General features: G+C 70.2%; 19 protein-coding genes. 6 read left to right on the top strand and 13 right to left on the bottom strand.

Annotation, left to right across the window (positions count from 1 at the left end):
* Positions 1 to 37: 37 nt before the first annotated feature.
* The 6 genes from ACRYCC_RS12180 to ACRYCC_RS12155 form a co-directional block, all read right to left on the bottom strand.
* Positions 38 to 811: a succinate dehydrogenase/fumarate reductase iron-sulfur subunit gene (locus ACRYCC_RS12180; RefSeq protein WP_433811316.1), complete on the bottom strand. Its 774-nt coding sequence runs from the start codon at positions 809 to 811 to the stop codon at positions 38 to 40.
* Positions 808 to 2,766 (bottom strand): fumarate reductase/succinate dehydrogenase flavoprotein subunit, encoded by a 1,959-nt coding sequence (locus ACRYCC_RS12175; RefSeq protein ID WP_433811314.1) that lies wholly within the window; start codon positions 2,764 to 2,766, stop codon positions 808 to 810. Before ACRYCC_RS12175 ends, ACRYCC_RS12180 begins: the two co-directional genes overlap by 4 nt.
* Positions 2,767 to 2,778: 12 nt before the next feature.
* Positions 2,779 to 3,585, bottom strand: coding sequence for a succinate dehydrogenase subunit SdhC (sdhC, locus tag ACRYCC_RS12170; RefSeq protein ID WP_433811312.1), 807 nt, complete (start codon positions 3,583 to 3,585; stop codon positions 2,779 to 2,781).
* 340 nt (positions 3,586 to 3,925) lie between these two features.
* Positions 3,926 to 5,326, bottom strand: a complete 1,401-nt coding sequence (locus ACRYCC_RS12165; protein WP_433811310.1) for a MinD/ParA family ATP-binding protein — start codon at positions 5,324 to 5,326, stop codon at positions 3,926 to 3,928.
* A 269-nt stretch (positions 5,327 to 5,595) separates the two neighbouring features.
* Positions 5,596 to 6,186, bottom strand: a complete 591-nt coding sequence (locus tag ACRYCC_RS12160; RefSeq protein WP_433811308.1) for a hypothetical protein — start codon at positions 6,184 to 6,186, stop codon at positions 5,596 to 5,598.
* On the bottom strand, positions 6,186 to 7,325 hold the full coding sequence (locus ACRYCC_RS12155; protein WP_433811306.1) for a DUF2515 family protein: 1,140 nt from the start codon (positions 7,323 to 7,325) through the stop codon (positions 6,186 to 6,188). The genes ACRYCC_RS12160 and ACRYCC_RS12155 overlap by 1 nt, the downstream gene beginning before the upstream one ends.
* Before the next feature lie 258 nt (positions 7,326 to 7,583).
* Here ACRYCC_RS12155 and ACRYCC_RS12150 point away from each other — a divergent pair, with 258 nt between their 5' ends.
* The 6 genes from ACRYCC_RS12150 (at position 7,584) to ACRYCC_RS12125 (ending at position 15,064) form a co-directional block, all read left to right on the top strand.
* Complete coding sequence (locus ACRYCC_RS12150) at positions 7,584 to 8,726, top strand: C40 family peptidase (RefSeq protein ID WP_433811304.1); 1,143 nt, start codon at positions 7,584 to 7,586, stop codon at positions 8,724 to 8,726.
* Between the two features lie 262 nt (positions 8,727 to 8,988).
* Positions 8,989 to 10,596: a hypothetical protein gene (locus tag ACRYCC_RS12145; protein WP_433811302.1), complete on the top strand. Its 1,608-nt coding sequence runs from the start codon at positions 8,989 to 8,991 to the stop codon at positions 10,594 to 10,596.
* A gap of 31 nt (positions 10,597 to 10,627) precedes the next feature.
* Positions 10,628 to 11,020: a hypothetical protein gene (locus tag ACRYCC_RS12140; protein WP_433811300.1), complete on the top strand. Its 393-nt coding sequence runs from the start codon at positions 10,628 to 10,630 to the stop codon at positions 11,018 to 11,020.
* Positions 11,021 to 11,431: a DUF3592 domain-containing protein gene (locus ACRYCC_RS12135; protein ID WP_433811298.1), complete on the top strand. Its 411-nt coding sequence runs from the start codon at positions 11,021 to 11,023 to the stop codon at positions 11,429 to 11,431.
* 92 nt (positions 11,432 to 11,523) lie between these two features.
* Positions 11,524 to 13,281 (top strand): hypothetical protein, encoded by a 1,758-nt coding sequence (locus tag ACRYCC_RS12130; protein ID WP_433811296.1) that lies wholly within the window; start codon positions 11,524 to 11,526, stop codon positions 13,279 to 13,281.
* A gap of 34 nt (positions 13,282 to 13,315) precedes the next feature.
* Entirely contained in the window at positions 13,316 to 15,064 is a 1,749-nt protein-coding gene (locus ACRYCC_RS12125; RefSeq protein WP_433811294.1) for a hypothetical protein, read from the top strand.
* A 16-nt stretch (positions 15,065 to 15,080) separates the two neighbouring features.
* On the opposite strand, the gene ACRYCC_RS12120 is transcribed toward ACRYCC_RS12125, so the two are convergent.
* The 7 genes from ACRYCC_RS12120 to ACRYCC_RS12090 form a co-directional block, all read right to left on the bottom strand.
* On the bottom strand, positions 15,081 to 16,628 hold the full coding sequence (locus ACRYCC_RS12120) for an OmpA family protein (protein WP_433811292.1): 1,548 nt from the start codon (positions 16,626 to 16,628) through the stop codon (positions 15,081 to 15,083).
* Positions 16,629 to 16,711: 83 nt separating this feature from the next.
* Positions 16,712 to 16,933 (bottom strand): hypothetical protein, encoded by a 222-nt coding sequence (locus ACRYCC_RS12115; RefSeq protein WP_433811290.1) that lies wholly within the window; start codon positions 16,931 to 16,933, stop codon positions 16,712 to 16,714.
* 117 nt (positions 16,934 to 17,050) lie between these two features.
* Positions 17,051 to 17,713: a response regulator transcription factor gene (locus ACRYCC_RS12110; RefSeq protein ID WP_433811288.1), complete on the bottom strand. Its 663-nt coding sequence runs from the start codon at positions 17,711 to 17,713 to the stop codon at positions 17,051 to 17,053.
* Positions 17,710 to 18,915 carry a sensor histidine kinase gene (locus ACRYCC_RS12105; RefSeq protein WP_433811287.1) on the bottom strand — a complete coding sequence of 402 codons (1,206 nt, stop codon included), beginning with the start codon at positions 18,913 to 18,915 and terminating at the stop codon, positions 17,710 to 17,712. The genes ACRYCC_RS12110 and ACRYCC_RS12105 overlap by 4 nt, the downstream gene beginning before the upstream one ends.
* Positions 18,902 to 19,792, bottom strand: a complete 891-nt coding sequence (locus tag ACRYCC_RS12100) for a type II secretion system F family protein (protein ID WP_433811285.1) — start codon at positions 19,790 to 19,792, stop codon at positions 18,902 to 18,904. The genes ACRYCC_RS12105 and ACRYCC_RS12100 overlap by 14 nt, the downstream gene beginning before the upstream one ends.
* Positions 19,792 to 20,718: a type II secretion system F family protein gene (locus tag ACRYCC_RS12095; RefSeq protein ID WP_433811284.1), complete on the bottom strand. Its 927-nt coding sequence runs from the start codon at positions 20,716 to 20,718 to the stop codon at positions 19,792 to 19,794. Before ACRYCC_RS12095 ends, ACRYCC_RS12100 begins: the two co-directional genes overlap by 1 nt.
* Positions 20,715 to 22,019, bottom strand: a complete 1,305-nt coding sequence (locus tag ACRYCC_RS12090; protein WP_433811282.1) for a TadA family conjugal transfer-associated ATPase — start codon at positions 22,017 to 22,019, stop codon at positions 20,715 to 20,717. The genes ACRYCC_RS12095 and ACRYCC_RS12090 overlap by 4 nt, the downstream gene beginning before the upstream one ends.

Raw genomic sequence — 22,019 nt, 5'->3', positions numbered from 1 at the left:
GGAAGGTGGGGAGGGCGGGTCACCCTTTGGGCGTGGGTCACGCCTTGGGGGTGTCCTCGCCCTTCCTGACGATGCCGAGCTTGGAACCGAGCCAGACCAGCGGGTCGTACCGCTTGCCCGCGACCCGCTCCTTCATGGGGATCAGGGCGTTGTCGGTGATCTTGATGTGCTCGGGGCAGACCTCGGTGCAGCACTTGGTGATGTTGCACATGCCCAGCCCGAACTCCTCCTGGGCGATCTCACGCCGGTCGGCGGTGTCGGCCGGGTGCATCTCGAGCTCGGCCACCCGCATGAGGAACCGCGGCCCGGCGAAGGACTGCTTGTTCTCCTCGTGGTCACGGACGACGTGGCAGACGTTGTTGCACAGGAAGCACTCGATGCACTTGCGGAACTCCTGCGAGCGCTCCACGTCGATCTGCTTCATCCGGAACTCGCCGGGCTTGACGTCCGGCGACGGGGTGAAGCTGGGCACCTCGCGGGCCTTCTGGTAGTTGAACGACACGTCGGTGACCAGGTCACGGATCACCGGGAAGGTCCGGACCGGGGTCACGACCACGGTCTCGTCCTCGGCGAACGTCGACATCCGGGTCATGCAGAGCAGCCGCGGCTTGCCGTTGATCTCGGCCGAGCAGGAGCCGCACTTGCCCGCCTTGCAGTTCCACCGCACCGCCAGGTCGGGCGTCTGGGTGGCCTGCAGCCGGTGGATGATGTCGAGGACGACCTCGCCCTCGTTCACCTCCACGGTGTAGTCGGTCAGCTCACCCTGGCCGTCGTCACCGCGCCAGACCTTGAACTTGGCCTCGTAGCTCATTTGTCCTCCGGCGTGTCACTGGTGGGGGACGACCCCTCTGAAACCCCTGCGGCCTCGGCCCCGCCCGGGAGTTCAGCCTCGGTGAGGTACTTCTGTAGTTCGTCCTGCTCGAACAGGGTGATGAGATCCTCGCGCATCGGCTCGGCGGCCTGCCGCTTGAGGGTGACCTCACCGGTCGGCGCCAGCCTGCAGATCAGGTTGACCTTGCGCCATTCGGCCGACATCCCTGGATAGTCGTCGCGGGTGTGGCCGCCCCGGCTCTCCTGGCGTTCCAGCGCCGCCTTGGCGATGCACTCCGACACCAGCAGCATGCTGCGCAGGTCGAGCGCGAGATGCCAGCCGGGGTGGTAGCCCCGGCCGCCGCTCGCCCGCACCGGAGCGACGCCGACGTTGGACACCCGCTTGCGCAGCTTCTCCAGCGACTCCAGCGCCTGGGCCAGCTCACCCTCCTTGCGGATGATGCCGACCAGGTCGTTCATCGTGGTCTGCAGCTCGGCGTGCACGGTGTAGGGGTTCTCCCCGCCCTCGTTCTCCAGGGGAGCGAGGGCCTCCGCCGCCGCCGTCTCCACCTCGAGATCGGGCACCGAGGGCCGCTCCGCCAGCGAGTCGAGGTACTCGGTGGCGCCCAGCCCGGCTCGCCGGCCGAACACCAGCAGGTCGGTCAGCGAGTTGCCGCCGAGCCGGTTGGAGCCGTGCATCCCGCCGGAGCACTCGCCGGCCGCGAACAGGCCCGGCACGAGCGCGGCACCGGTGTCGGCGTCCACCTCGACGCCGCCCATGACGTAGTGGCAGGTCGGGCCGACCTCCATCGCCTCGGTGGTGATGTCGACGTCCGCCAGCTCCTTGAACTGGTGGTACATCGAGGGCAGCCGCCGGGTGATCTCGGCGGCGCCGCCGGGCATCCGGTCGACGACGGTGAGGAACACGCCGCCGTGCGGGGAGCCCCGGCCGGCCTTCACCTCGGAGTTGATGGCCCGGGCGACCTCGTCACGGGGCAGCAGCTCGGGCGGGCGCTTGTTGTTGTCCGGATCGTCGTACCACCGGTCGCCCTCCTCCTCGGTGGTCGCGTACTGGCTCTTGAACACGGTCGGGATGTAGTCGAACATGAACCGCTTGCCCTCGGAGTTCTTCAGGACCCCGCGGTCGCCGCGTACGGACTCGGTGACGAGGATGCCCTTCACCGAGGGCGGCCAGACCATGCCCGTCGGGTGGAACTGGACGAACTCCATGTTGAGCAGGGTCGCGCCCGCCTGCAGCGCGAGGGCGTGCCCGTCGCCGGTGTACTCCCAGGAGTTGGAAGTGACCTTGAAGGCCTTGCCGATGCCGCCGGTGGCCAGGATGATCGCCGGGGCCTCGAAGACGACGAACTTGCCGGTCTCCCGGACGTAGGCGAACGCACCGCAGATCTGGTCGCCGTTCTTGAGCAGCTTGGTGACCGTCGTCTCGGCCCAGACCTTGATCCGGGCCTCGTAGTCGCCGAACTCCTTGTGGTCCTCCTGCTGGAGGGCGACGATCTTCTGCTGCGTGGTGCGGATCAGCTCGAGCCCGGTGCGGTCGCCGACGTGGGCCAGCCGGGGGTACTCGTGACCGCCGAAGTTGCGCTGGCTGATCTTGCCGTCCTTGGTGCGGTCGAACAGCGCGCCCCAGGCCTCCAGCTCCCAGACCCGGTCCGGTGCCTCCTTCGCGTGCAGCTCGGCCATCCGCCAGTTGTTGAGGAACTTGCCTCCGCGCATGGTGTCGCGGAAGTGGACCTTCCAGTTGTCGTTGGGGTTGACGTTGCCCATGGCGGCCGCCGCGCCGCCCTCGGCCATCACCGTGTGCGCCTTGCCGAACAGCGACTTGGAGATGATGGCGGTCTTCTTGCCCTGCAGCCGGGCCTCGATCGCCGCCCGCAGGCCGGCACCGCCCGCGCCGATGACGACGACGTCGTACTGATGCCTTTCGATGTCAGTCATGTCACGTCGTCCCTAGTTGAAGAAGCGCAGATCGGAGATGGTGCTGCTGGCGACCAACATGACGTAGAAGTCGGCCACCACCAGCGAGCCGAGTGTGATCAGCGCGAACTGGCCGTGCCGTTCGTTGAGCTTGGACACCTGGGTCCAGGCCCAGTAACGGACGGGGTGCTTGGAGAAGTTCTTGAGCCGGCCGCCCATGACGTGCCGGCAGGTGTGGCAGGAGATCGTGTACGCCCACAGCAGGAGCATGTCGATGAACAGGATCACGGTGCCGAGGCCGACGCCGAAGCCGCCGTCCTTGCCGTGGAAGGCGTTGATGGCGTCCCAGGTGTTGATCACCGAGATGACGGCGGCGAACACCCAGAAGTAGCGGTGCAGGTTCTGCCCGACCAGCGGGAACCGCGTCTCACCCGTGTACTTCTGGTGCGGCTCGCGCACGGCGCAGGCCGACGGGGAGGCCCAGAACGACCGGTAATAGGCCTTCCGGTAGTAGTAGCACGTCAGCCGGAACAGCAGCAGGAACGGCAGGGACACCGCCGCGTACGGAATGAAGAACGGCAGGCTCTTGGGGAGGAAGGTGCCGAATTCCGCGGCATTGCCGCAGGCGTCGCTCACACATGGCGAATAGAACGGCGTGAGGTAGTGGTACTCGTCCACCCAGAAGGCGCTGCCCCACATCGAGCGGATCGTCGCGTAGGCCACCCACGCGGTGAAGATGACGAATGTGACCAGCGGATACTTACGCCAGTTGTCGGTCCGTAGCGTGCGTTGTGCTATCTGCGCCCGATCTCTGCCGATCGGCGCTTCCACCGTGCTCATCGATGCCGCTCCTGTGCCTGGGCCATCGTGGACCTCTCCACCTCCCGCGCGGGGGAAGCCGCTTGCGCGGTCCTCGGCAGCCTGATGTCACGCGCACGTCTGCTGCCGTCGCGCCGCGGCTACGACCTGTTACGCGCATGTTGCGAGGCGACCTTACGCCTCCAGCCTGGCACTGTGACACACCTGACAGAAACCCCGCCCCTGTGACCCTGGCCACAACGCCCGGAAAGGGGTAGCGGCCACGGCGCCGCACTCGCTCTGAGTTGGCTCGATAACGTACGGCTATGAACAGGATGCCGGACCGATATGCCGCCCATGGGGACCCCCGGCCCCGGAAGGATCACGCTCCTGGGTGAAACAGCCCGGGCTCGCGCCGGTATTCCGCCCGGACGGCCCGGGTGAAGACGTCGGCGGCGAGGAGGAACGCCGCGGCACGCGTGGCGGCACCGGCTCCGTCCGGCTCGATGGACGTGCCCCTGGCCAGATGCGAGTCGTAGGGCACATGCATCACGGTCATGCCTCTGGCGCCCAGCCGCTCCCGGATGCCCCCGAGTTCGCCGCCGGCGTCAGGGGTGTGCGTCACCACGGCGATGACCGTCCGGGAAATCAGCTGCTCGTGGCCGTTCGCGCCGAGCCAGTCGAGCGCGCCGAGTACGCTCACCGCCCCGCTCACGGTGCAGGGGGTGACGAGGATCTGGGCGTGCGCGGTCGCGAGAACGCCCTGCTGGAGCCCGCCGAGAAGGCCCGCGCCGCAGTCGATCACTGAGGCGGCGAAGTGGCTCTCGAGCCCGTCGACGGCGGCCTGGAACACCTCGAACCCCAGCTCGGCACCGTGCGTTCCGCCCTGGGATCCCGGCAGCAGCCACAACCGCTCGCCCGCCCGTACCAGGTAGGCGGACGAGTCCTCCCACGACTCCGGCCGCGCCGCCGCGAGATCGCGCAACGACCGGGCCGCGGGCACCCCGAGGCGCAGGGGCAGTGAGCCCATCGCGGGGTCGGCGTCGACGGTGAGCACCCGGTCCTGCCGGTGCGTGGCGAGCGCCGTACCCACGAGCGCGGCCAGGGTCGTCTTGCCCGCCCCGCCCCGGACGCTCACCACCGCGATCCGCCGGCAGGCCGGCACCGGCTGGGTCAGTGCGGCCCGGGCCCAGGCCTCGGCCGCCCCGCTCAGGGCGGGTGAGCCGCGCCGGCCTCCCTCCGTACGCCGCCGCAGCAGGCCCCTTCGCGGGCTCGGGCGGCCGGGCGCCACCTCGGGCGCCTTCGTCGCGAAGGCCTCGGGGCCGAGGGGGACGGCGGGAACGGCGGGGATCGGCACACGCGGCGCCTCGACGGTGGCGTCCCGGGGCGGGACGGCCTCGGGCGAGGACGCCCACGGGTCCGGCCCGGGTGGGGCACTCCAGTCGCGAGCCGCCCCGGGCGGTGTGGCCCTCGGCGGGGCCGGCGGGTCCGGCGGGCGGGCGGCCGGGGACGGTCCGGGGATCTCGTGCGCCGGCCGTCGCCCCCGGGACGGGCTCGCCGGCGGTGCCGGTAGCGGCTCCGCGGGCCGCTCCGGAGGGGCCGGGCGCTCCGATGCGGTGTGGTTGCCGAAGGCCCTGGGCGGGGTACGGAAGGCGACCGTGGGCGGACTGTCCGATGAGGTGGCCGACGGCGGGGATGGTGGCGTCATATCGTCGCTGCCCGGTTCGGCGCCCAGCGCGCCGATTTCCTGCGGGACGGTGTATGGCCACTCTCGATCGGTCACTTGTCTCCCCTGCGCGACATGTCGCCCGAATCGGTAAAAGTCTAGTCGCGTACCGCGACTTCGAGGCGGCCGGCGGACGCGCGCTCCGGACCCGAATCTCTGATCACGTAAGTGCGGCCGTCAGACCCGAATCGGCTGGGGAAAGCCGATCACCATTCAGGTCCCACCGGCGAAACAGGTCTCCGCCATCGGCGGCCGACCGTCGCCGAGCCGTCCCGGCGCCGGGTCCGTCGCCCGCACGCCCCGGTTTCGCGGCCGGCCCCGGTGCCTCAGCCCTGCCGGCTCCAGTGGAAGGACAGGTTGACCACGACCGGATGCGCGGCGCTGAAGGAGTTCCGCATCTCGAGGATCGGCGCCGGCCCGCCGGGGCCACCGAGCGGTTCGCTGGCCGGGCCGCCGGTGAAGGCCGTGTCGCCGTAGTCCTCCTTGCCGGCCTTGCGCTGCTGCAGCCGGCGCTTGTACCACGCGTCGATGTTGCCGAGCTTGATGTCCCACTGCTCACCGAGCCGCTTGGCCTGCTTGTACGCCTCCTCCGTCGTGGTCGCGGGAGTGAAGAAGTCCAGCGTCCGGATGACCTCGCCCTCGCGCAGGCCCATGGCCTTCTCGAACCGCGCGGTGAGTTTCTTGCCACCGGGGAAGGTGACGTCGGCGCGGACCCCGCCGTGCAGTTCGAACGCATCGAGCTTGTTCGGCCACCGCACGTCCCTGGTGGTGTGGCCACGGCTCAGATCCCAGGTCAGCGTGTTCTTCACGGCCTTGTCCGCCTTTTCCGGCCCGGCCTGGTCGTCGTCGCACCCGGACGCCGCCATGGAGAAGATGAGAAGTGCCACTGCCGGCAGCACGCGAAGACGAGTGATCATCAGCACAGACCGTCCTCTGGGTCGTATCCGATGGGAACCAACCGGTACTGCTGCGCCCGCTCGGGCAGCGGCTGCGCGATCGCGCGGCGGAGCTGCTCCGGATCATTGTCGAGCAGCCACTGATAGCGCGGCAGCATGTCCTCAGTGATCCACTTCCACCGCGTGTCGAAGGTGGCGATGTTGCCTGTCGGCACCGGCGACTGGAGTACGGCCTCGTCCGGCGTATTGATGCAGGGACCGGTGATCGGCACGCAGATCTGGTCGGGCAGATTGATGTGCACCTCGTCGATGACGTCCCGGAAGGGACGGCCGCCGGGAACCGGGGACTCGCCGGTGAGGCCGAGCAGATAGGTGACGGCCAGGCCGAGCGGCCGCTGGAAGTTCTTCATGTCGTCGTAGTCGTCCTGCAGGACCGTCTTCTGCTCACGGTAGAGCAGCGCCTTGTTGCCCGCCTTGATCCGGGCGGGGTCGCCCGAGGCGATGTCCTCCCACGCGTCGAGCATTTCCGGCGTCAGCTGCTGAGCGGCGTAGAGCCTGCGCATCTCCGCGATGCCGCCCTTGTCGTAGGCGGCGTGCTGCCAGCCGAGATCACGGAAGATCTGTTTCTGCATGTCGACGAACTGCACCTCGAAGTGCTTCAGCTCCCACTCGCTCGCGTCGGCGAGGGCCGCGATCAGGAAGTCCGGAAGCTGGATCGGAAGCTGCCGCAGAAAGTGAACACGTGCGTCATGGCTGAGTTTACGCAGCACGTGCAAGTCCTGCATGCCCGCATAGACGAGCCCACCGGCCAGTTTGGCCATTCCCGCCCACTGGAGCTCGGGGTGCCGTTTGAAAAGGTCGGCGTAGTACTCGTACACCCGCCGGATCCGGTCGTCGTTGCAGGACAGGCCCCGATTCGGATCCCAGCCCTCGCAGTCGAGCACGAGGTCCTGGCAGAGCCGGCGCCAGTAGCCCTCCATGTCGAGCGGCGGGATCGGGCTTCCGAGGCCCCCCGGAGAGGTGGTCTGACCAGCGGGGACCGTCGCGCACGCGCCGCCGGTGGCGACCTTCGCGACCTCGTTGCAGATGTCCGCCGCCACCCGCCCGGCGATTCCGCTGACGGTCAGAGCCGCCAGGATGGCGCCCACCAGAAAGATCACGCCGAGGTATTCGACCGAGCCGGTGCCGAGATCTCCGGCTCGGGCCCGATGAACGGAATCTGAACGGCACATGGCCGATAGTGTCCGCGCCATTCTCCGGGGACCGAAGTGCCCCACGACCCATCCGCGGGCCCAATCGCATTGGGCACCCGGGGAGCCGCTCAGGAGGCCCTTTGGGCCCTGAGACCCTTTTCTCCCGCCGCGGCCGGGCCCTAGCGTCGGCGTATTCGATTGCCCCTACCGCGGCGGTGAGATCACGTGAGACTGGCGCGCTGGCGTACGGCACGGCGCGACGAGGGCTCGACGCAGATCATCCTGCTCGCGGCCATGGTCTGCGCGCTGGGACTCACGCTGCTGGCGGTACAGGTCGCGCAGGCCAACGACCTGCGGACCCGGGCACAGACCGCGGCGGACGCGGCGGCCATCGCCGCGCTCACTCCGCTGCGGGACGCGGCCATCAGCCTGGCGCAGGGCGGGATCGATCCGGCGGGCATCGGCCTGTGGTCGGTGGCCCCCAACGTCGGTGTCGACGATCCGGTCTACAACCGGGCCGCGCGCACGTACGCCAACCGCAACCGCGCCGACCTGGCCGGCAAGGTGCACGTGACGGGCCCGCTGGGACACACGATGAAGGTCGACGTGCGTTCCCAGGACTGCTCGATCCTGAGCGAGAAGGAGGCCAAGGATCCCCAGTACAAGGACGCCCCCACCTGCACGGACCAGGGCCGCCAGGTCAAGGGACTGAAGTATCCGGCCACCGCGGTCGCCGAACTGCGCCTGCCGGCCTGCGACTTCACCTACAGCACCGCCGGCGAGACGCCGGACAGCAGTGAGCAGATCCCGGTCGCGCTGAGGTGCGGCGGGCAGCTCGTCTGGCAGGTCGGCGGCTGGTCCGCCGGCCGGGAGTCCATGATCCGGCTGTTCAAGATCCGGCTGGTCGCCGAGGAGGACGCGACCCCGTACACGGGGATGCCCTCCTACGCCGACCCCGGCGGTCCGATCATCGACCCCGCCGATCTCCCGCCCGGCACTCCGGAGCAGGTCCGGCGGGCGATCGCCTTCGCCATGTCGAAGATCGGCACCTGGTACCTCTGGGGCGGCACCGGCCCCCGCTACGACTGCTCGGGGCTCATGATGCGCGCCTGGCAGTACGCGGGCATCAACATCCCCCGGGTCGCGGACGCGCAGTACCGGGCGTCCCAGCGGGTGCCCGACGGTCAGGTGCAACCCGGCGACCTGGTGTTCTTCCAGCGCCCGGGCGAACCGGTCCACCATGTCGGCATGGTCATCGACCCGGCCAAGCACATCATGGTCGAGGCCCCGCACACCGGTGCCCAGGTACGGACGTCCTCGTACCTGCGCGAGGACCTCATCGGCTTCGGCCGGGTCTACCAGGGCTGACCCCCCGGACCGGTGGAATCCCGGCTCCCGCGATGACCGCCGTGAGGGACCGGCCGACCGAAGCTCCCCTCCTTTCCGCCGCCCACGGCACGGCCCCACGATGGGCGGGCCAACAGGCGTCTACATCTCACCGTCGATCAGATGAACTTCTGGCTACACACCCTGCCTGACCTGCATATTTGGGCCTCTCGTTGGGCCCGAAGACCTATGGGGGGATCGCACGTGCCCTGGTTGTGTTCAAGGCGTGACTCCCTTGATCAGGATGGTGTCCCGGCGACGCCGCGCCGGTGCCGACCGCGGCGCCGGGTCGGTCGAGTACGTCGCGGTCCTGCTCCTGATCGCGATGATCTCCGGGAGCATCGTGGTGTCCGGGATCGGCGACGACATCGCCTCCGGGACCAAGGCGGCGGTGTGCAGGATCCTGCGCGCCGGAGGCCTGGCAGCCCTCTGTCCTCAGCAGCCCCAGGTCGCCCGCCCGCAGAACCCCTGCTACGCCGACATCGGGACGCACTACGGCGAGCTCATCGTCACCTTTCCCGTGCGCTACGTAGACCTTCGCGGTGGAATCCGGCTCGGCTTCCAGAAGCGCCGGATCGTGACCCCCGGCCGGCCCGATCGGTGGGAGGTCACGGTCTACGGATGGGGTGAGGGCGCGATCGCGACCCCCAGCCTGCCGGGCGGGCAGTCGGGCACCGACTCCCCTGCGGGCCCCTCCCAGGCCGGCGGCTCGAGTCCGGTCGGGGGCGGGGCCTGGTACGGCCTCAACGTGAGCGCCGGCGAGACCTATGCCTTCGACAACGAGAAGGACGCCAACGGTTTCCCGCTGAAGTACGCGGAACACCGCGCTCGGCAACTGGCGAACATCGCCGCCCACGGCAATTCGGTCACGGGCCCGCTGGTGAACGTCGCCGAGAACCTTCCCTTCGGCCTCGGGGGCAAGGTCAAGGAATTCATCGAGGGAGACCCCCTTCCACCTCGCAAGGAATGGTCGCTGGAGGCCGGTCCCACCGGCGGGTTCAGCGGCAAGGCCAGCCTGTTCGACGGCAGGCTGGGGTTCTCGGTCGGCGGCCGTGGCTGGCACCTCATGGGGATCAGGCGCAACGACCAGGGCGACACCACGTTCACGATGCGCGACTCCGCCGAACTCGAGCCGTCGGCCGTCATCGACCTCGGCGTCCTGATCCCCCCGGCGGCACGGAGACGTTTCAACGGCAAGGTCGACGACGCGATCGACTACCTCGAGAGGGAGCTGGCGAAGAAGTACGGTGCGACGTTCCGGCTGCCCTACAAGGCCCGGGAGTCGCTCAAGGCCAACTGGCCCGACATCGGCCTGACCTGGAAAGGGAAGATCAGCGTCGTCTACCAGCTCACCACCGACGAGCACGGCGACCTCACCAGGTACACCCGGATCGTGGACATGCAGGGCAACTGGTACGGCAGGGCCGCCGACGAGGTGACCAGGAAGGACAAGACCCTGAAGGGCGTAGTGAACATCCAGGTCCCGCTGGGGGGTGAGCGCACCATCGAGCAGAGCAGCCTGGATGTCACCGACCCGGCGAGCGCGGAGGCCGCGAAGAACTTCTTCCTGCTGAGCGCCGCGGCCTGGGCGGTCTCGCCGCTGGGCGGCGTGGTGGCCTGGGGCACCCCGGCCGGTGACACGCTCAACACCCTGGTCGACCAGAAGGGGACCAGGACCCGGCTCTCCTACGACTCGGACGTCGGCAACCTCAAGTTCACCGGGCAGGCCTCGGGTAAGCGGGGGGACTCGCTGGCCGAGCTGAAACTGGAGGGTGAGGACGACCAGCTGGCGCGGGCCGAGATCTGGGAGGACGGCAAAGGATGGGTTCCGTGGACCGACTGCCACAGCTGAACCGGCCGGCGACGGCGTACGGGCCGACGGCGTGAACGGGGCGCACCGGCCGGTTCGCGCGATCGTGGAGAGCGGCCTGATCATGCTGGCCACCGTCATCATGCTCACCGCGGCGACGGCGGTCCTGCTCGCGAACTCCCCGGACAGCGTGACGAGCGGGGGTTTCACCTGGACCGCGGGAGCCACGGTGGTGGCCGCCCTGCTGGCGGCGAGCGCGCTCGCCGGGGTCGTGGCGGCACGCCGGCTGGCGTCCCGGCGGATACCGCTCGCGCCGGTCGGCCCGCTGGCCGTGATGGCCCTGGTCGTCCTGCCCGCGCTCGCCGCGGGCCAGTGGGCCGGTGCGATCCTGTACAGCCTCCCGGTCGCGCTCGGCGCGACGGGGGGCGCGGCACTGTTCGGCCGGCGCGTCCGGAGGCGGGCCTAGATGGAGATCGTGATCCTCGTCCTGCTGGTCCTGGGCGGACCGGGAACGCTCGCCGGCACCCCGATCTGGGCGATCCGCCACCTGCGCTTCCTCGCCCGCGCCGTGCCGGCCGACGGGGTGGTGACCGCCTGCGAGGGCGAGAAGAACACCGAGCCCGGCACCCGGGACACCTACCGGCTGACCGTCCGCTATCGGCTGCCGGACGGACGGGAGGCGACCCTGACCGAGGGTGGCCGCGCCCGGACGGCCGCGGGTGCCCTGGTCAAGGTGTTGTACGACCCGGCGCGCCCGGAGCGCGGGCGCCTCGGCTTCGCGCGGCGCGACATCTGGCCGAAGGCCGCGTTCCTGCTGTTCTTCGGAGCCGTCTGCACGGCGCTGCTGGCAGGGTACTGGCACCGGTTGCTTCCCTAACCGCACCGGCGGGGGCATAGGTCCGGGGGCCCAACGGGGCACCTGACCGGAGGCCCAATACACCCCGCTGCCGGCGATCTACGGTTGACTCCATGACGCAGTCGGCCACGCTCGCCTCGCCGCTGTCGGAGGGGGCCCTCCCGGCCCGCCCGGTGAGGACGTACTTCCCGTGGATACTGCTGGCCGGCTGGGCCGCCCAGGTGTGCGTACGCCTGGCGTTCGCCGCAGGACACGGCGCGCCCATCGTGAACCCCGACGAGGCGGGCTACCTGATCGGTGCGCGCTGGCTGACCGGTGGGCCGGGTACGGATCTGTCCGGCTTCACCTTCTACCAGGGCGGCTATTCCCTGCTGCTGGCTCCCGCATATCTGGTCAGCAGCGATCCCGGGGTGGTCTACCGGCTGGCCATCGGCATCAACTCCCTGGCCGGCGCGCTGATCTTCCCGCTGGGCTACCTCCTGCTCCGCAGGCTGGGGCTGTCCCGGCTGCACGGCTACACGCTCGGCTGGGCCGCCGCGCTGCTCCCGGCGACCACGTTGTTCGGCGTGGTGGCCATGGCCGACGCGGTGTTCCCCGTGCTGGTGCTCGGCTGGCTGCTGGCCCTGGACCGTTTCGTCCGGCGGGGCGGCACGGGTGCGGTGGTGACGGCGAGCCTGGTGGCCTGCTTCGCCCACGCCACGCACACCCGTGGCACCGTGATCGTCGCCCTCCACTGCAGCGTGCTGGTCGCGTACCTGGTCCGCGGCAGGGCCCGCCGCGGACCTCTCGTCGGGCTGGGCGTGACCGCGGCGGGGTTCGTGGCCGCGACCTTCCTCAACGACCGGTTGTCCCACGCGCTCTACCCGTACGGGACACGCGATCTGGGCTCCAACGTGCTGGACCGGGCGACGAGCCTCAGCGGCCAGGCCTGGGCACTGTCGGGCGGGGTGGGGCAGCTCTGGGCCATGATCGCCACCACCTGGGGGATCGGCGGGCTGGGACTGGTGGTGACCGCCAGGGTGATGTGCCGGCCGCACGCCCCCCGGGAGGACCGGATCATGGCGGGGGCGCTGCTGGCGGCCACGGCCAGCGTCGCCTACCTCACCTCGGCCGCGCTGCCCGACGAGCACCGAGTCGCCAACTTCGCCTACGCCCGCTACCTCTCCTGCTTCGCGCTGGTGTACACGCTCATCGGACTCGCGGCGCTGGTCCGGCACCGTTCGCCGACCCGGGAGATCGCGGCCACCTTCCTGGTGTTCTGCGGGGCGGGGCTGTGGGTCCTCGGCTACGCCGGGCCACGGCTGCGCACCCATCTCTACCTGGGCTGGGACTTCCCCGAGATCGGGTTGCTCGGTGGCGGCGGCTACGACCGGCTCCGGCTGCTCGTCACGTCCGTGGTGGTCTGCGTCCTGCTGCTGACGTTCGTCCTGCTGCGCCGCTGGGGGGTCGTCAAGCTCTTCTCCGCCCTGCTGGTGCTGAACCTCTGTGCGCTGACCTTCATCGTCGTCGCCCTCACCCAGCAGACTCCCCCGCCTCCGCAGCCCGGGGTTCCCGCGGGGCGAGCGGCCCTCGAGCGCCCGATTCCAGGTGTCGAGCACCCGCCGATGGATCCCGTGTATCCCGTCCCGGAACTGATCTACGCACGCGTGGCCTACCTGGTCCACTGGACCCGGCTGGAGCGCTTCGACCCGGGCCGCGGAGTGCGGGACCCGAGCCTGTGCGCCGCCATCGTGTTCTGGCCGAAAGGGCTCCGTGCCGCCGACACCTGGCCGGAGCACCCACCCGGCTGGCGGTTCCGTCCCGGGGGCACGCCGCAGAAGCGGTCGCGGTGGGTGACCTGGTACAACCCGTCCTGCCCCGCCGCACGGTGACCTGTCCCCCGACCCCGACGGTGAGGTACCCGGAGTGTCCCAGCCGATGGTCTCCGACCGGCTCGAAACCCGGCGGGCGGGGCGGAACCACCTCGTGGCAGGACTCCCCTGGCTCCTGGCGGCCGGCTGGGCGGCCCAGGCCGCCCTCCGGCTCTGGCTGTCCTGGGGGCAGGCCGCGCCCTCGTTCCTGCCGGACGAGAGCGGCTACCTGATCGGCGCGCGCTGGCTCGCCGGCGGTCCCGGGACGGATCTGTCCGGCTACACCCTCTACCCGGGGGGTTACTCGCTTCTGGTGGCACCGGCCTTCCTGGTCAGCCACGATCCCGGCGTGGTCTACCGGCTGGTGCTGGGGATCAACGCCCTGGTCGGCGCCGCGGTCTTCCCCCTCGGCTACCTCCTGCTCAGAAGGCTCCGGCTGGCGCCCATGCCCGCCCTGCCGCTGGCCTGGGCGGTGGCGCTGCTGCCCGCGTGCACCCTCTACGGAGTGACCGCCCAGTCCGACGCGGTTCTCCCGGCGGTCGTGCTGGGCTGGCTGCTGGCCCTGGACCGGTTCGTCGGCCATGCCGGGCCGAAGGCCGGTGTCCTGGCGAGTCTCCTGGCCTGCTTCGCCTACGCGGCCCATTCCCGAGGCGCGGTGATCCTGCTCGTCCACGGACTCGTGGTCTGCGCGTACCTGATCAGGGGCGCCGCCCGGGGGACGGCCGCGGTGGCCCTCGGTGTCACCGCGGCGGGCGGTGCGGGAGCGGTCCTGCTCAACGCCCGGCTCGCCGCCGCGCTCTACCCCCATGGCGCGCTCGATCTCGGGGACCTGCTGTGGGACCGGCTCACCACGGTGCACGGCCAGGCCTGGTCCCTGTCGGGCGGTGCCGGGCAGATCTGGGCGATGGTGGCCGCCACCTGGGGTCTGGGCGCACCCGGTCTGGTGGCGGTCGGGCTGACCGTGTTCCGGCGGCGTACCCGGCAGGCCGATCGGGTGATGGCCGGTGCGCTGCTGGTGGTCACCCTGGGCATCGCGTACGCGGCCTCGGCCGCGTTGCCGGACGAGCACCGCGTCGGCAACTTCGCCTACAGCCGCTACCTGTCCTGCGTCGCGCTCGTCTACGCACTGATCGGCCTGGTCGTGGTCATCCGGAGCAGGGCCGCCGCGCGCCTGGTCGCCGCCGGCGCCCTGCTGATGGCCGGCACCGGGCTGTGGGTCGCCGTCCACGGCGGGTCCCGGCTGCGCACCTACACGTTCGTCGCCTGGGACTTCCCCGAGGTCGGGCTGCTCGGCGGGAGCTGGAACCAGCTTCACGTGGTCACCACCTCACTGACCACCTGCGCACTGCTGGCGGGTCTTGCGGTGCTGGCCCGCTGGAAGGGGCCGCTGCTCTTCGGCGCGATTCTGATCGTCAATCTGTCCGCGCTGACACTGATCGTCCTCGGGCTGGCCAGGCCGGGAGCGGAACCCGTCGCACGGCCCGCGAGCCCGCGCGGCGGAGTGGCCGTCGCCCAGACGGTCCCCGGCGCCGCCTACACTCCCCCGGCGGCGAGGGGCTACCCGGCCATCGACCGGATCTACGCCCGGCTGGCCTTCCATGTCTGGTGGACCCGTATCGGCCGCTTCGACCCAAGGCGGGGGCTGCCGGGCCCGGGGGTGTGCGCCGCGATCGTGTCATGGCCGGCCGGCACCTCCGCCGAGGACACCTGGCCGGGGCACCCCGCGGATTGGCGGTTCGCCCCGGGCGGCCCCGCCGACGCCGCTCAGCCGCGCTGGGTGACCTGGTACGCCCCCGGCTGCTGAGCGGCGGGGCCGGGCGTCACTTCACCGGTACGTTCGGCGCGGGCTGGAAGCCGGGTACCTCGACCGTCACGGCGGTCACCGCGGCCGGAAGCCTGTACATCGCCGTCACCGTCAGCTGTCTGCCCATGCCGAGATCGGTGTACTTGTCCTCCAGCATGTCGAAGGCGGGGCCCAGGTAGTGCAGTGCCGAGTCGTAGAGCGGGCGGTACCGTACCTTGCCCGAGGTGACCAGCACACCGCTGGTGTCATCGCCGTGATGCGGCCCATCACTGGTCGTGAGCATGGCGGCCATGTTGAGCACCGCCGGATCGTCATTGCGCACCGTCACGGTCACCACCGCGTTCCCGTGCGAGTCCCGGCGCAGGCCGGAGACGGTCGCGGAGAGCTTGGCCGGATCGGCCGGCCAGGCGCCCCCGTACTTCGGTGGCCTGCTCGACGCGCGGACGGTGGTGGTCGCGGGCCCGGACGGAGCCGGGGTGGCCGAACCGGCCGCCGCGGGCTTGTCCTTCGGGCTGGTGAAGGTCACGGTGACCCGCCGGTTGAGCCGCCGCCCTTCCTCGGTGTCGTTGGAGGCCACCGGATTCGCCGAGCCATGCCCCTTCGGCTGATAGGTGACTCCCGACCGGGTCACCAGTTTCTGCAGGGCCGCCTGCACGCTCTGGGCCCGCCGCTCCGACAGCGGATTGTTGATCCCGTCATTGCCCGAGTTGTCGGTGTAGCCGTCCACACGTACCGTGCCGGCCGTCGACCGATCGATCTTCGCGGCGACATCGCGCAGGATGTCCTGGGCGGTGGGGTTCAACACCGCCTTGTTGAGCGCGAACAGGACATCGGCCGAGAGCCGGATGCTCAGATCCGAGCCGTCGTCACTCTGGCTGCTACCAGGGCTGTCCGACGTGGCATAGACCGGGAGAACCGGGCTGCGTTTCGTCGGGGCCACCGTCGTGTCGATCGGCGCCGGAGTGTCCTCTCCCACGGAGATCTTCGCGTCGCCGCCCTGACGAACCGGCACATCAAGGAATGGCGGAGCATTGGGGAACAACAGATCCAGTGAAGTCATGCGGGGCGACGGGGCCGGGAAGGCCGCGACGAAGTCCAGCGAACCGCGGACCGGCACCTGCAACCGCCCGAAACTCCGGGTGCACAGGCATCTGCCGTCGGTCCCCACCAGCGGCCAGTAGCGGCGCAGTTTCTCCCCGTCGAAGAGTGTGATCGCCGAAACGGCGTTGGGATCCGTCACCCCCTCGGCGCCGAATCTGTTCAATTCGTTCAGCGTGTTCTCGAAATAGAACGGCTGATCGCTCTGGCCGACCGCGCGCAGCCGGGCGACGATCACACGATCGGAGACCTGGTCCAGCGCGAGCAGATCCACGCGCACCCCGGTCTGCAGCACGACCTGTGACTGCAGGACGCCCTGCCCGGGCGGCCGGGCCGAAGCCGAAGCCGGCCGAGGGGCGGAACTGCCGGCCGGCGGTTTGGTGGGCGAGCCGCCGCAGGCCGCGACCACAAAACCCAGGACGGCGAGCACCAGTAGGCGCTTCGTGCCGCTGCTGACGCGCGTCAATTCAGCCTCCTCGACAGAACACGGCCATGGAGAACCGGCAGTCCGGTTCTCCATGGCCGTGTATACCCTGATTTTGGACCAAATCAGGCCGTTTTTCCGTCTGTGACCTTCTTCACGGCCGCCTTAATGGCGTTGGCGATGGCGGTGTCAATACCGGTGGCGAAGATCGCGACCGCGATCAGCGAGATCAGGATGAGAACCGCCAGGTAGGACACCGGGCCCTCGCCGCGGTCTCGCCAGTCGCGGTCCTTTGCCAGGGTCCAGCGAGCACCCAGCCAGGCGTAGGATGTACGAATCGGTGCCATTTCCGCTCTCCCATTTAATCGGCGGCTCCGCTTGTTGATAACGACACTACGGAGGGGAAAAGCCGGCACCCAGGGCCCACAGGCCCAGTGCAGTCCCATTCGGTGGGCCCAGGATCGTCATGGGCCCTCGACCGCCGTACCCAGCCAGAGCGCGATGGCGGCGGCTCTGTTGGCGACCAGGAGTTTCGCGAAGATGCGGTTCACGTGGTTCTTCACGGTCTTCTCGGAGACGAAGAGCACCGTGGCGATCTCCCGGTTGGACCGCCCCTGCGAGATCAGGTCCATGACCTCGGCCTCTCTGGCCGACAGCCGGAACCGCACCTGCCCGGGCGCCGCCGGGCCCCGGCGCACCTCCGACGGAGCCTGGACCGCCTCCATCAGCGCCGAGACCGCCACGGCCGACAGCGGATTGCCGGTGCCACGGGCGATGTCCCGGACTGCCGCCAGCAGTTCTGCACCGGTGAAGGTGCCGTGGACCAGATATCCCGCCGCCCCGTTGCGCACCGCCGAGCGGATCACGTCCGCGTCGTCGGTGTAGGTGAGCATCAGCACCCGGCTGAGCTTGCTCAGCGACTCGGCCGCCGTCACACCGTCGACAAGGGGCATGCGCACGTCGAGCAGCACCACGTCCGGCCGCGCGCGCTCGGCGAGCTCGATGGCGCTGCGCCCGTCGCCCACCTCGCCGAGGACCTCGACCTCGCCGCTGGCCTCCAGGATGGCCACCAGGCCGGAACGCACGACCGGATTGTCATCGGCCACGATCACCCGGATTCCGCTCATCTGATCCCTGTCAGTCGTGTGTCCTGGTCCGCCGAGGTCTCCAGTGGGACGACGACCGTGAGGGTGGTCCCCTCTCCCGGCCGGGAGCTGACGGTCAGCGTCCCGCCCACGCGTACCGCTCGCTCACGCATGCCGATCAATCCGTAGTGCCCCGCACGGACCATTTCGTCGAACTCCGGATCGGCCTCCGCCTCGAAGCCCGCACCGTCGTCCCGGATCGTCAGCACGGCCGACGAGCCCTCCGTGGCGAGCCGTATCTTCACCCGGGTCGCGTGCGCGTGCCGGACGACGTTCTCCAGCGCCTCGCCGAGGATGGCCGACAGCTCGTACCTCGCCAGCAACGGCAGTTCGACGGTCATGTCGACGTGCGCGTCCGCGATGATGTCCGCCGACCGCTCCACGGAACGCGCGATCTGGACGATGCTCGTCCCCAGCGGTTGCCGGATCGCGCCGTCCCGCAGGCCGGTGATGAGTTCGCGCGCCTCCCGGGAGGCGATCTCGATGGCGGCGGCGATCCGCGCGGACTCCAGGCCGGCCCGTTCCGGCGACTTCTCCACCCAGACCGGCAGGGCCGTCACGGCCATCGCTATGCCGCGGAGGGTCTTGGCCAGCGAGTCGTGCATCTCACGGGCCAGCCGGTTCCGTTCCTCGGCGGCCGCGTTCAGGACCTCGGCCCGGCGGTGCGCGTCGTCGAGCGCGGCGTAGTCGTCGAAGAGCCGGCGCAGCGCCATCCCCATGAGAGCGGCGATCGGGTAGAAGGCCGGCATGGCCACCGCGGTCTGGAAGTTGATGTCCGTGTGCCCGGCCGCCGCGGCCGCGTAGTACAGCACCATCTGTGATCCGCAGACCAGCAGCACGCCGGACCAGCGGTGCAGCAGCCCCGCCCCCGCCGACGTCACCACGGTGACCAGGAAGAAGGGGCCGAGGACTCCCCCGACTTGCATGGGGGCATAGCAGACGAAGCCATCGAATCCGAGAAGCACCGGAAAACGCATCAGCCACGGCGCGATCTGCTCCCAGCCGATCAGGATCAGCCAGGACAGCAGCCCGACCCCGATCACGATGATCACGGCCGCCACGGTCAGCCGGTCGCTCATCCCCCACACGAGCGACATCCCGGCCAGGACGATCCGGAACTTCAACAGCAGCCGGAATGTCGCGCCCAGCCGCGCGCTCGTCGCCGGCCGCTCAGTGGAAGACACGGGTCACCGCCGATCCGGCACTCCCGAACCAGAGCATCCCGACCAGCAACAGCATCATGCCGGGGACCATGAGAAAGGTGGTGATCATGGTGACCTGCGGGTCGACACGCTGGGCGCGCCGCCGGGCGTGCTGCGACGCCTCCCTGCGCATGTCGACGCCGATCTCGGTGAGCGCCTGCGCCAGCGGCGCGCCGAGCTCCTCGGCCTGCAGCACCGCGGTGACGAAGCCGGACAGCGACTCGCTGTCGTTGCGCTGGCGCAGTTCCTGGAACGCCTCCCGGAGCGAACGGCCCAGCTCCATCTGCCGCAGCGTCATCTGCATCTCGGCCGACAGCGCACCGGGCATGCTCTCCGCGACCCGGGCGAGCGCCTGCCGGAAGCCCAGGCCGGCCGAGACCGTCACGGCGAGGACGTCGAGGAAGTCCGGCAGTGCCTTCTGGATCTCGGCCTGTCGCTCCCGGGACACGTTCCAGAGCACGATGTCGGTCTGGAAGAGCCCTACCGCCACGAGCAGCAGCGCGATGAACGGATGCCCGATGAGCAGCCCGAGGACTCCGGCACCGCCGTAGAGCACCATGTTGCCCGCGCGGTTCCTGGCGTAGTCCTCCAGCCTCATCCCGCCCGGGCGGCCCGCCCGTTCGATACGGCGGCGTACCTTGCCCCGGGCCGCCGGCGAGATGAGCCTGAGCAGGGCCGGGCCGAAGGGGGCGCCCAGCGCCTCCACCAGCCCGCCCAACGGGCCGAAGCCCTGCCGTTTGGCCTTGGCCACGGTGACGCCGAGTCCTCGCGGCAGTTCCCGGTCCGCCGTGCGCAGGTGGAACCCCCAGACGAACACGGCCAGGCAGGCCGCGGCGGCGAACGCGAAGATCAGTGGCATCAGACATCGATCCTGGTGATTCGGCGGATGATCAGCAGGGCGGCCGTGAACAGCCCGACAGCGATGATCAGCAGGGCCTGCCCCAGCAGCGAACCGGTCATCCGGTGCATCGTGTCCGGGCTGGCGATGTAGATACCGACCAGCAGCAGGGCTCCCATGCCGGCGATGGCCCAGCCGACGGCCAGCGACTGCCCGAGGATGGTCTTGACCTCCCGGCGGGTCTCCTTCCGCGTCTCCAGAGTGGTGGAGATGTTGCGCAGGGCGGTGATCAGCGAGCCGCCCGCCCGCGAGGAGACCACGAGGGTGCTGACGAGCACGGCCAGTTCCCTGGACGGCAGCCGGTCCCGCAGATCGTTCATGGCCTCCTCGAACGGCTGCCCGAGACGCAGCGCCTCGGCGGTGCGCGACAGTTCCGTGCGGGCCGGCTCGTCGACCTCGTCCGCCGCCATCTCGATCGCGGTGCGGATGGCCAGCCCCGCCGCCGAGGCGTTGGACAGGATCCGGGCCAGCTCCGGCAGCTGGCCGATGAACTCCTCCCGGCGCCGGTCCTCCTGGGTGCGCAGGTACATGAAGGCCGCGCCGCCCACCCCGAGGGCCACCACGACGCCCAGCAGCAACGAGAGCATCTGGCTGAGCACCACCATGATGGCCAGCGCGGTCACCGCCAGCCCCAGCACGAACGTGGAGAGCCTGACCCGTACGCCCGAAGCGGCGATCCGGCGCGCGACCCGGCGGCCCGGGGTCGTCCGGCGGAGCCGGGCGTCCCAGCGGTCCAGCGCGGTGGCCAGCCGCCGGTCGGTGAAGCCCCTCGCGCCACGTGCGGCCACCTCCCGCCGCAGGTCGAGCCCACGGCCGAACTCCCAGGCCCCCCAGGTCGCGACGCAGAGCACGGCGGCGAGCAGCAGGAGGATGATCGGAAACGTCATGTGTCCTCGATTCCGAACACCGGCGGCACCGCCTCGCCCGCGTGCATCAACCGCTTCGCCACGGTCCTGGGCAGGGGGTGGTGCCGGAACCTGCCCCGGACCGCCAGGTCGGGGCCGGCGGGCTCCCGCTCGAAGTGCACGATCCTGGCGAGCCGCACCGACTCCCTGCGTCCGGAGACCAGCACGGAGATCTCCGCCACCCGGCGAGAGCCGTCCGGTCCACGATCGAGGTGGATGATCGCGTCGACGGCGTTGTTGATCTGGTTCTGTACGGCCTCGTACGGGATCTTCACATCGCTCATCGAGGCCAGCGTCTCCAGCCGGTAGATCGCGTCCTCGGCCGAGTTGGCGTGCACGGTCACCAGGGAGCCGTCGTGACCGGTGTTCATGGCCTGCAGCATGTCGAGGGTCTCCGCGCCGCGGACCTCGCCGACGATGATGCGGTCGGGACGCATCCTCAGCGCGTTGCGGACGAGCTCGCGGATCGAGACGGCGCCCTTGCCCTCGATGTTGGCCGGCCGGGACTCCAGCCGGACGATGTGCTCCTGCTGGAGCTGGAGCTCCGCGGAGTCCTCGATGGTGATGATGCGCTCATGACCCGGCACGAACGCCGACAGGGCATTGAGGAAGGTCGTCTTGCCGGTGCCGGTGCCGCCGGTGATCACGATGTTGAACCGGGCCCGGACGAAGCCGGCGAGCAGCACGGCGGTCTGATCGTCGAGCGACCCCCCGTCGACCAGCTCGTCGACCCGGAAGGCACGGGGAAACCGCCGGATGGTGAGCACCGGGCCGACCAGCGACAGCGGCGGGACGATGACGTTGACCCGTTCCCCGGTGGGCAGCCGGGCGTCCACCATGGGGCTCGACTCGTCCACCCGCCGGTTCACCTGGGCGACGATGCGGTCGATGGTCTGGTACAGCTGGGCCTCGCTGGCGAATCCGACCTCGATCCGGCTGACCAGGCCGGCCCGCTCCACGTAGACGTCCTCCGGGCCGTTCACCATGATCTCTGTGACCGCGGGATCGGCGAGCAGCGGCTCGAGCACCCCCAGCCCCAGCGCCTCGTCGACGATCCGGCCGATGAGCGTGGTGCGCTCCCGGGTGGACATCACCGGGCCCTCACGGGTCAGGATGTGCCCGACCACCTTCTCCAGCCGGGCCCGCCGCTGTGCCAGGTCCAGTTGCGCGAGGTCGTCGAGGTTGACCTCCTCCAGCAGCCTCCTGCGCCAGTGCGAGATGTTCGAGGCGCCGACGTTGCGATCCGCGGACGGGTCGTTCTCGAGCCGGTTCTTGAGTCCCAT

The organism is Actinomadura scrupuli, assembly GCF_050971785.1.
Classification (GTDB): domain Bacteria; phylum Actinomycetota; class Actinomycetes; order Streptosporangiales; family Streptosporangiaceae; genus Actinomadura_E; species Actinomadura_E scrupuli.
Note: the sequence above shows the minus strand (reverse complement) of the source record. Positions and strands in the feature narration are given on the sequence as shown.

Excerpts from the sequence above, each read along its gene's own strand:
- ACRYCC_RS12180 (WP_433811316.1), bottom strand. The coding sequence starts at position 811 with ATGAGCTACGAGGCCAAGTTCAAGGTCTGGCGCGGTGACGACGGCCAG.
- ACRYCC_RS12175 (WP_433811314.1), bottom strand. The coding sequence starts at position 2,766 with ATGACTGACATCGAAAGGCATCAGTACGACGTCGTCGTCATCGGCGCG.
- sdhC (WP_433811312.1), bottom strand. The coding sequence starts at position 3,585 with ATGAGCACGGTGGAAGCGCCGATCGGCAGAGATCGGGCGCAGATAGCA.
- ACRYCC_RS12160 (WP_433811308.1), bottom strand. The coding sequence starts at position 6,186 with ATGATCACTCGTCTTCGCGTGCTGCCGGCAGTGGCACTTCTCATCTTC.
- ACRYCC_RS12145 (WP_433811302.1), top strand. The coding sequence starts at position 8,989 with ATGGTGTCCCGGCGACGCCGCGCCGGTGCCGACCGCGGCGCCGGGTCG.
- ACRYCC_RS12135 (WP_433811298.1), top strand. The coding sequence starts at position 11,021 with ATGGAGATCGTGATCCTCGTCCTGCTGGTCCTGGGCGGACCGGGAACG.
- ACRYCC_RS12130 (WP_433811296.1), top strand. The coding sequence starts at position 11,524 with ATGACGCAGTCGGCCACGCTCGCCTCGCCGCTGTCGGAGGGGGCCCTC.
- ACRYCC_RS12115 (WP_433811290.1), bottom strand. The coding sequence starts at position 16,933 with ATGGCACCGATTCGTACATCCTACGCCTGGCTGGGTGCTCGCTGGACC.
- ACRYCC_RS12110 (WP_433811288.1), bottom strand. The coding sequence starts at position 17,713 with ATGAGCGGAATCCGGGTGATCGTGGCCGATGACAATCCGGTCGTGCGT.
- ACRYCC_RS12100 (WP_433811285.1), bottom strand. The coding sequence starts at position 19,792 with ATGCCACTGATCTTCGCGTTCGCCGCCGCGGCCTGCCTGGCCGTGTTC.
- ACRYCC_RS12095 (WP_433811284.1), bottom strand. The coding sequence starts at position 20,718 with ATGACGTTTCCGATCATCCTCCTGCTGCTCGCCGCCGTGCTCTGCGTC.
- ACRYCC_RS12090 (WP_433811282.1), bottom strand. The coding sequence starts at position 22,019 with ATGGGACTCAAGAACCGGCTCGAGAACGACCCGTCCGCGGATCGCAAC.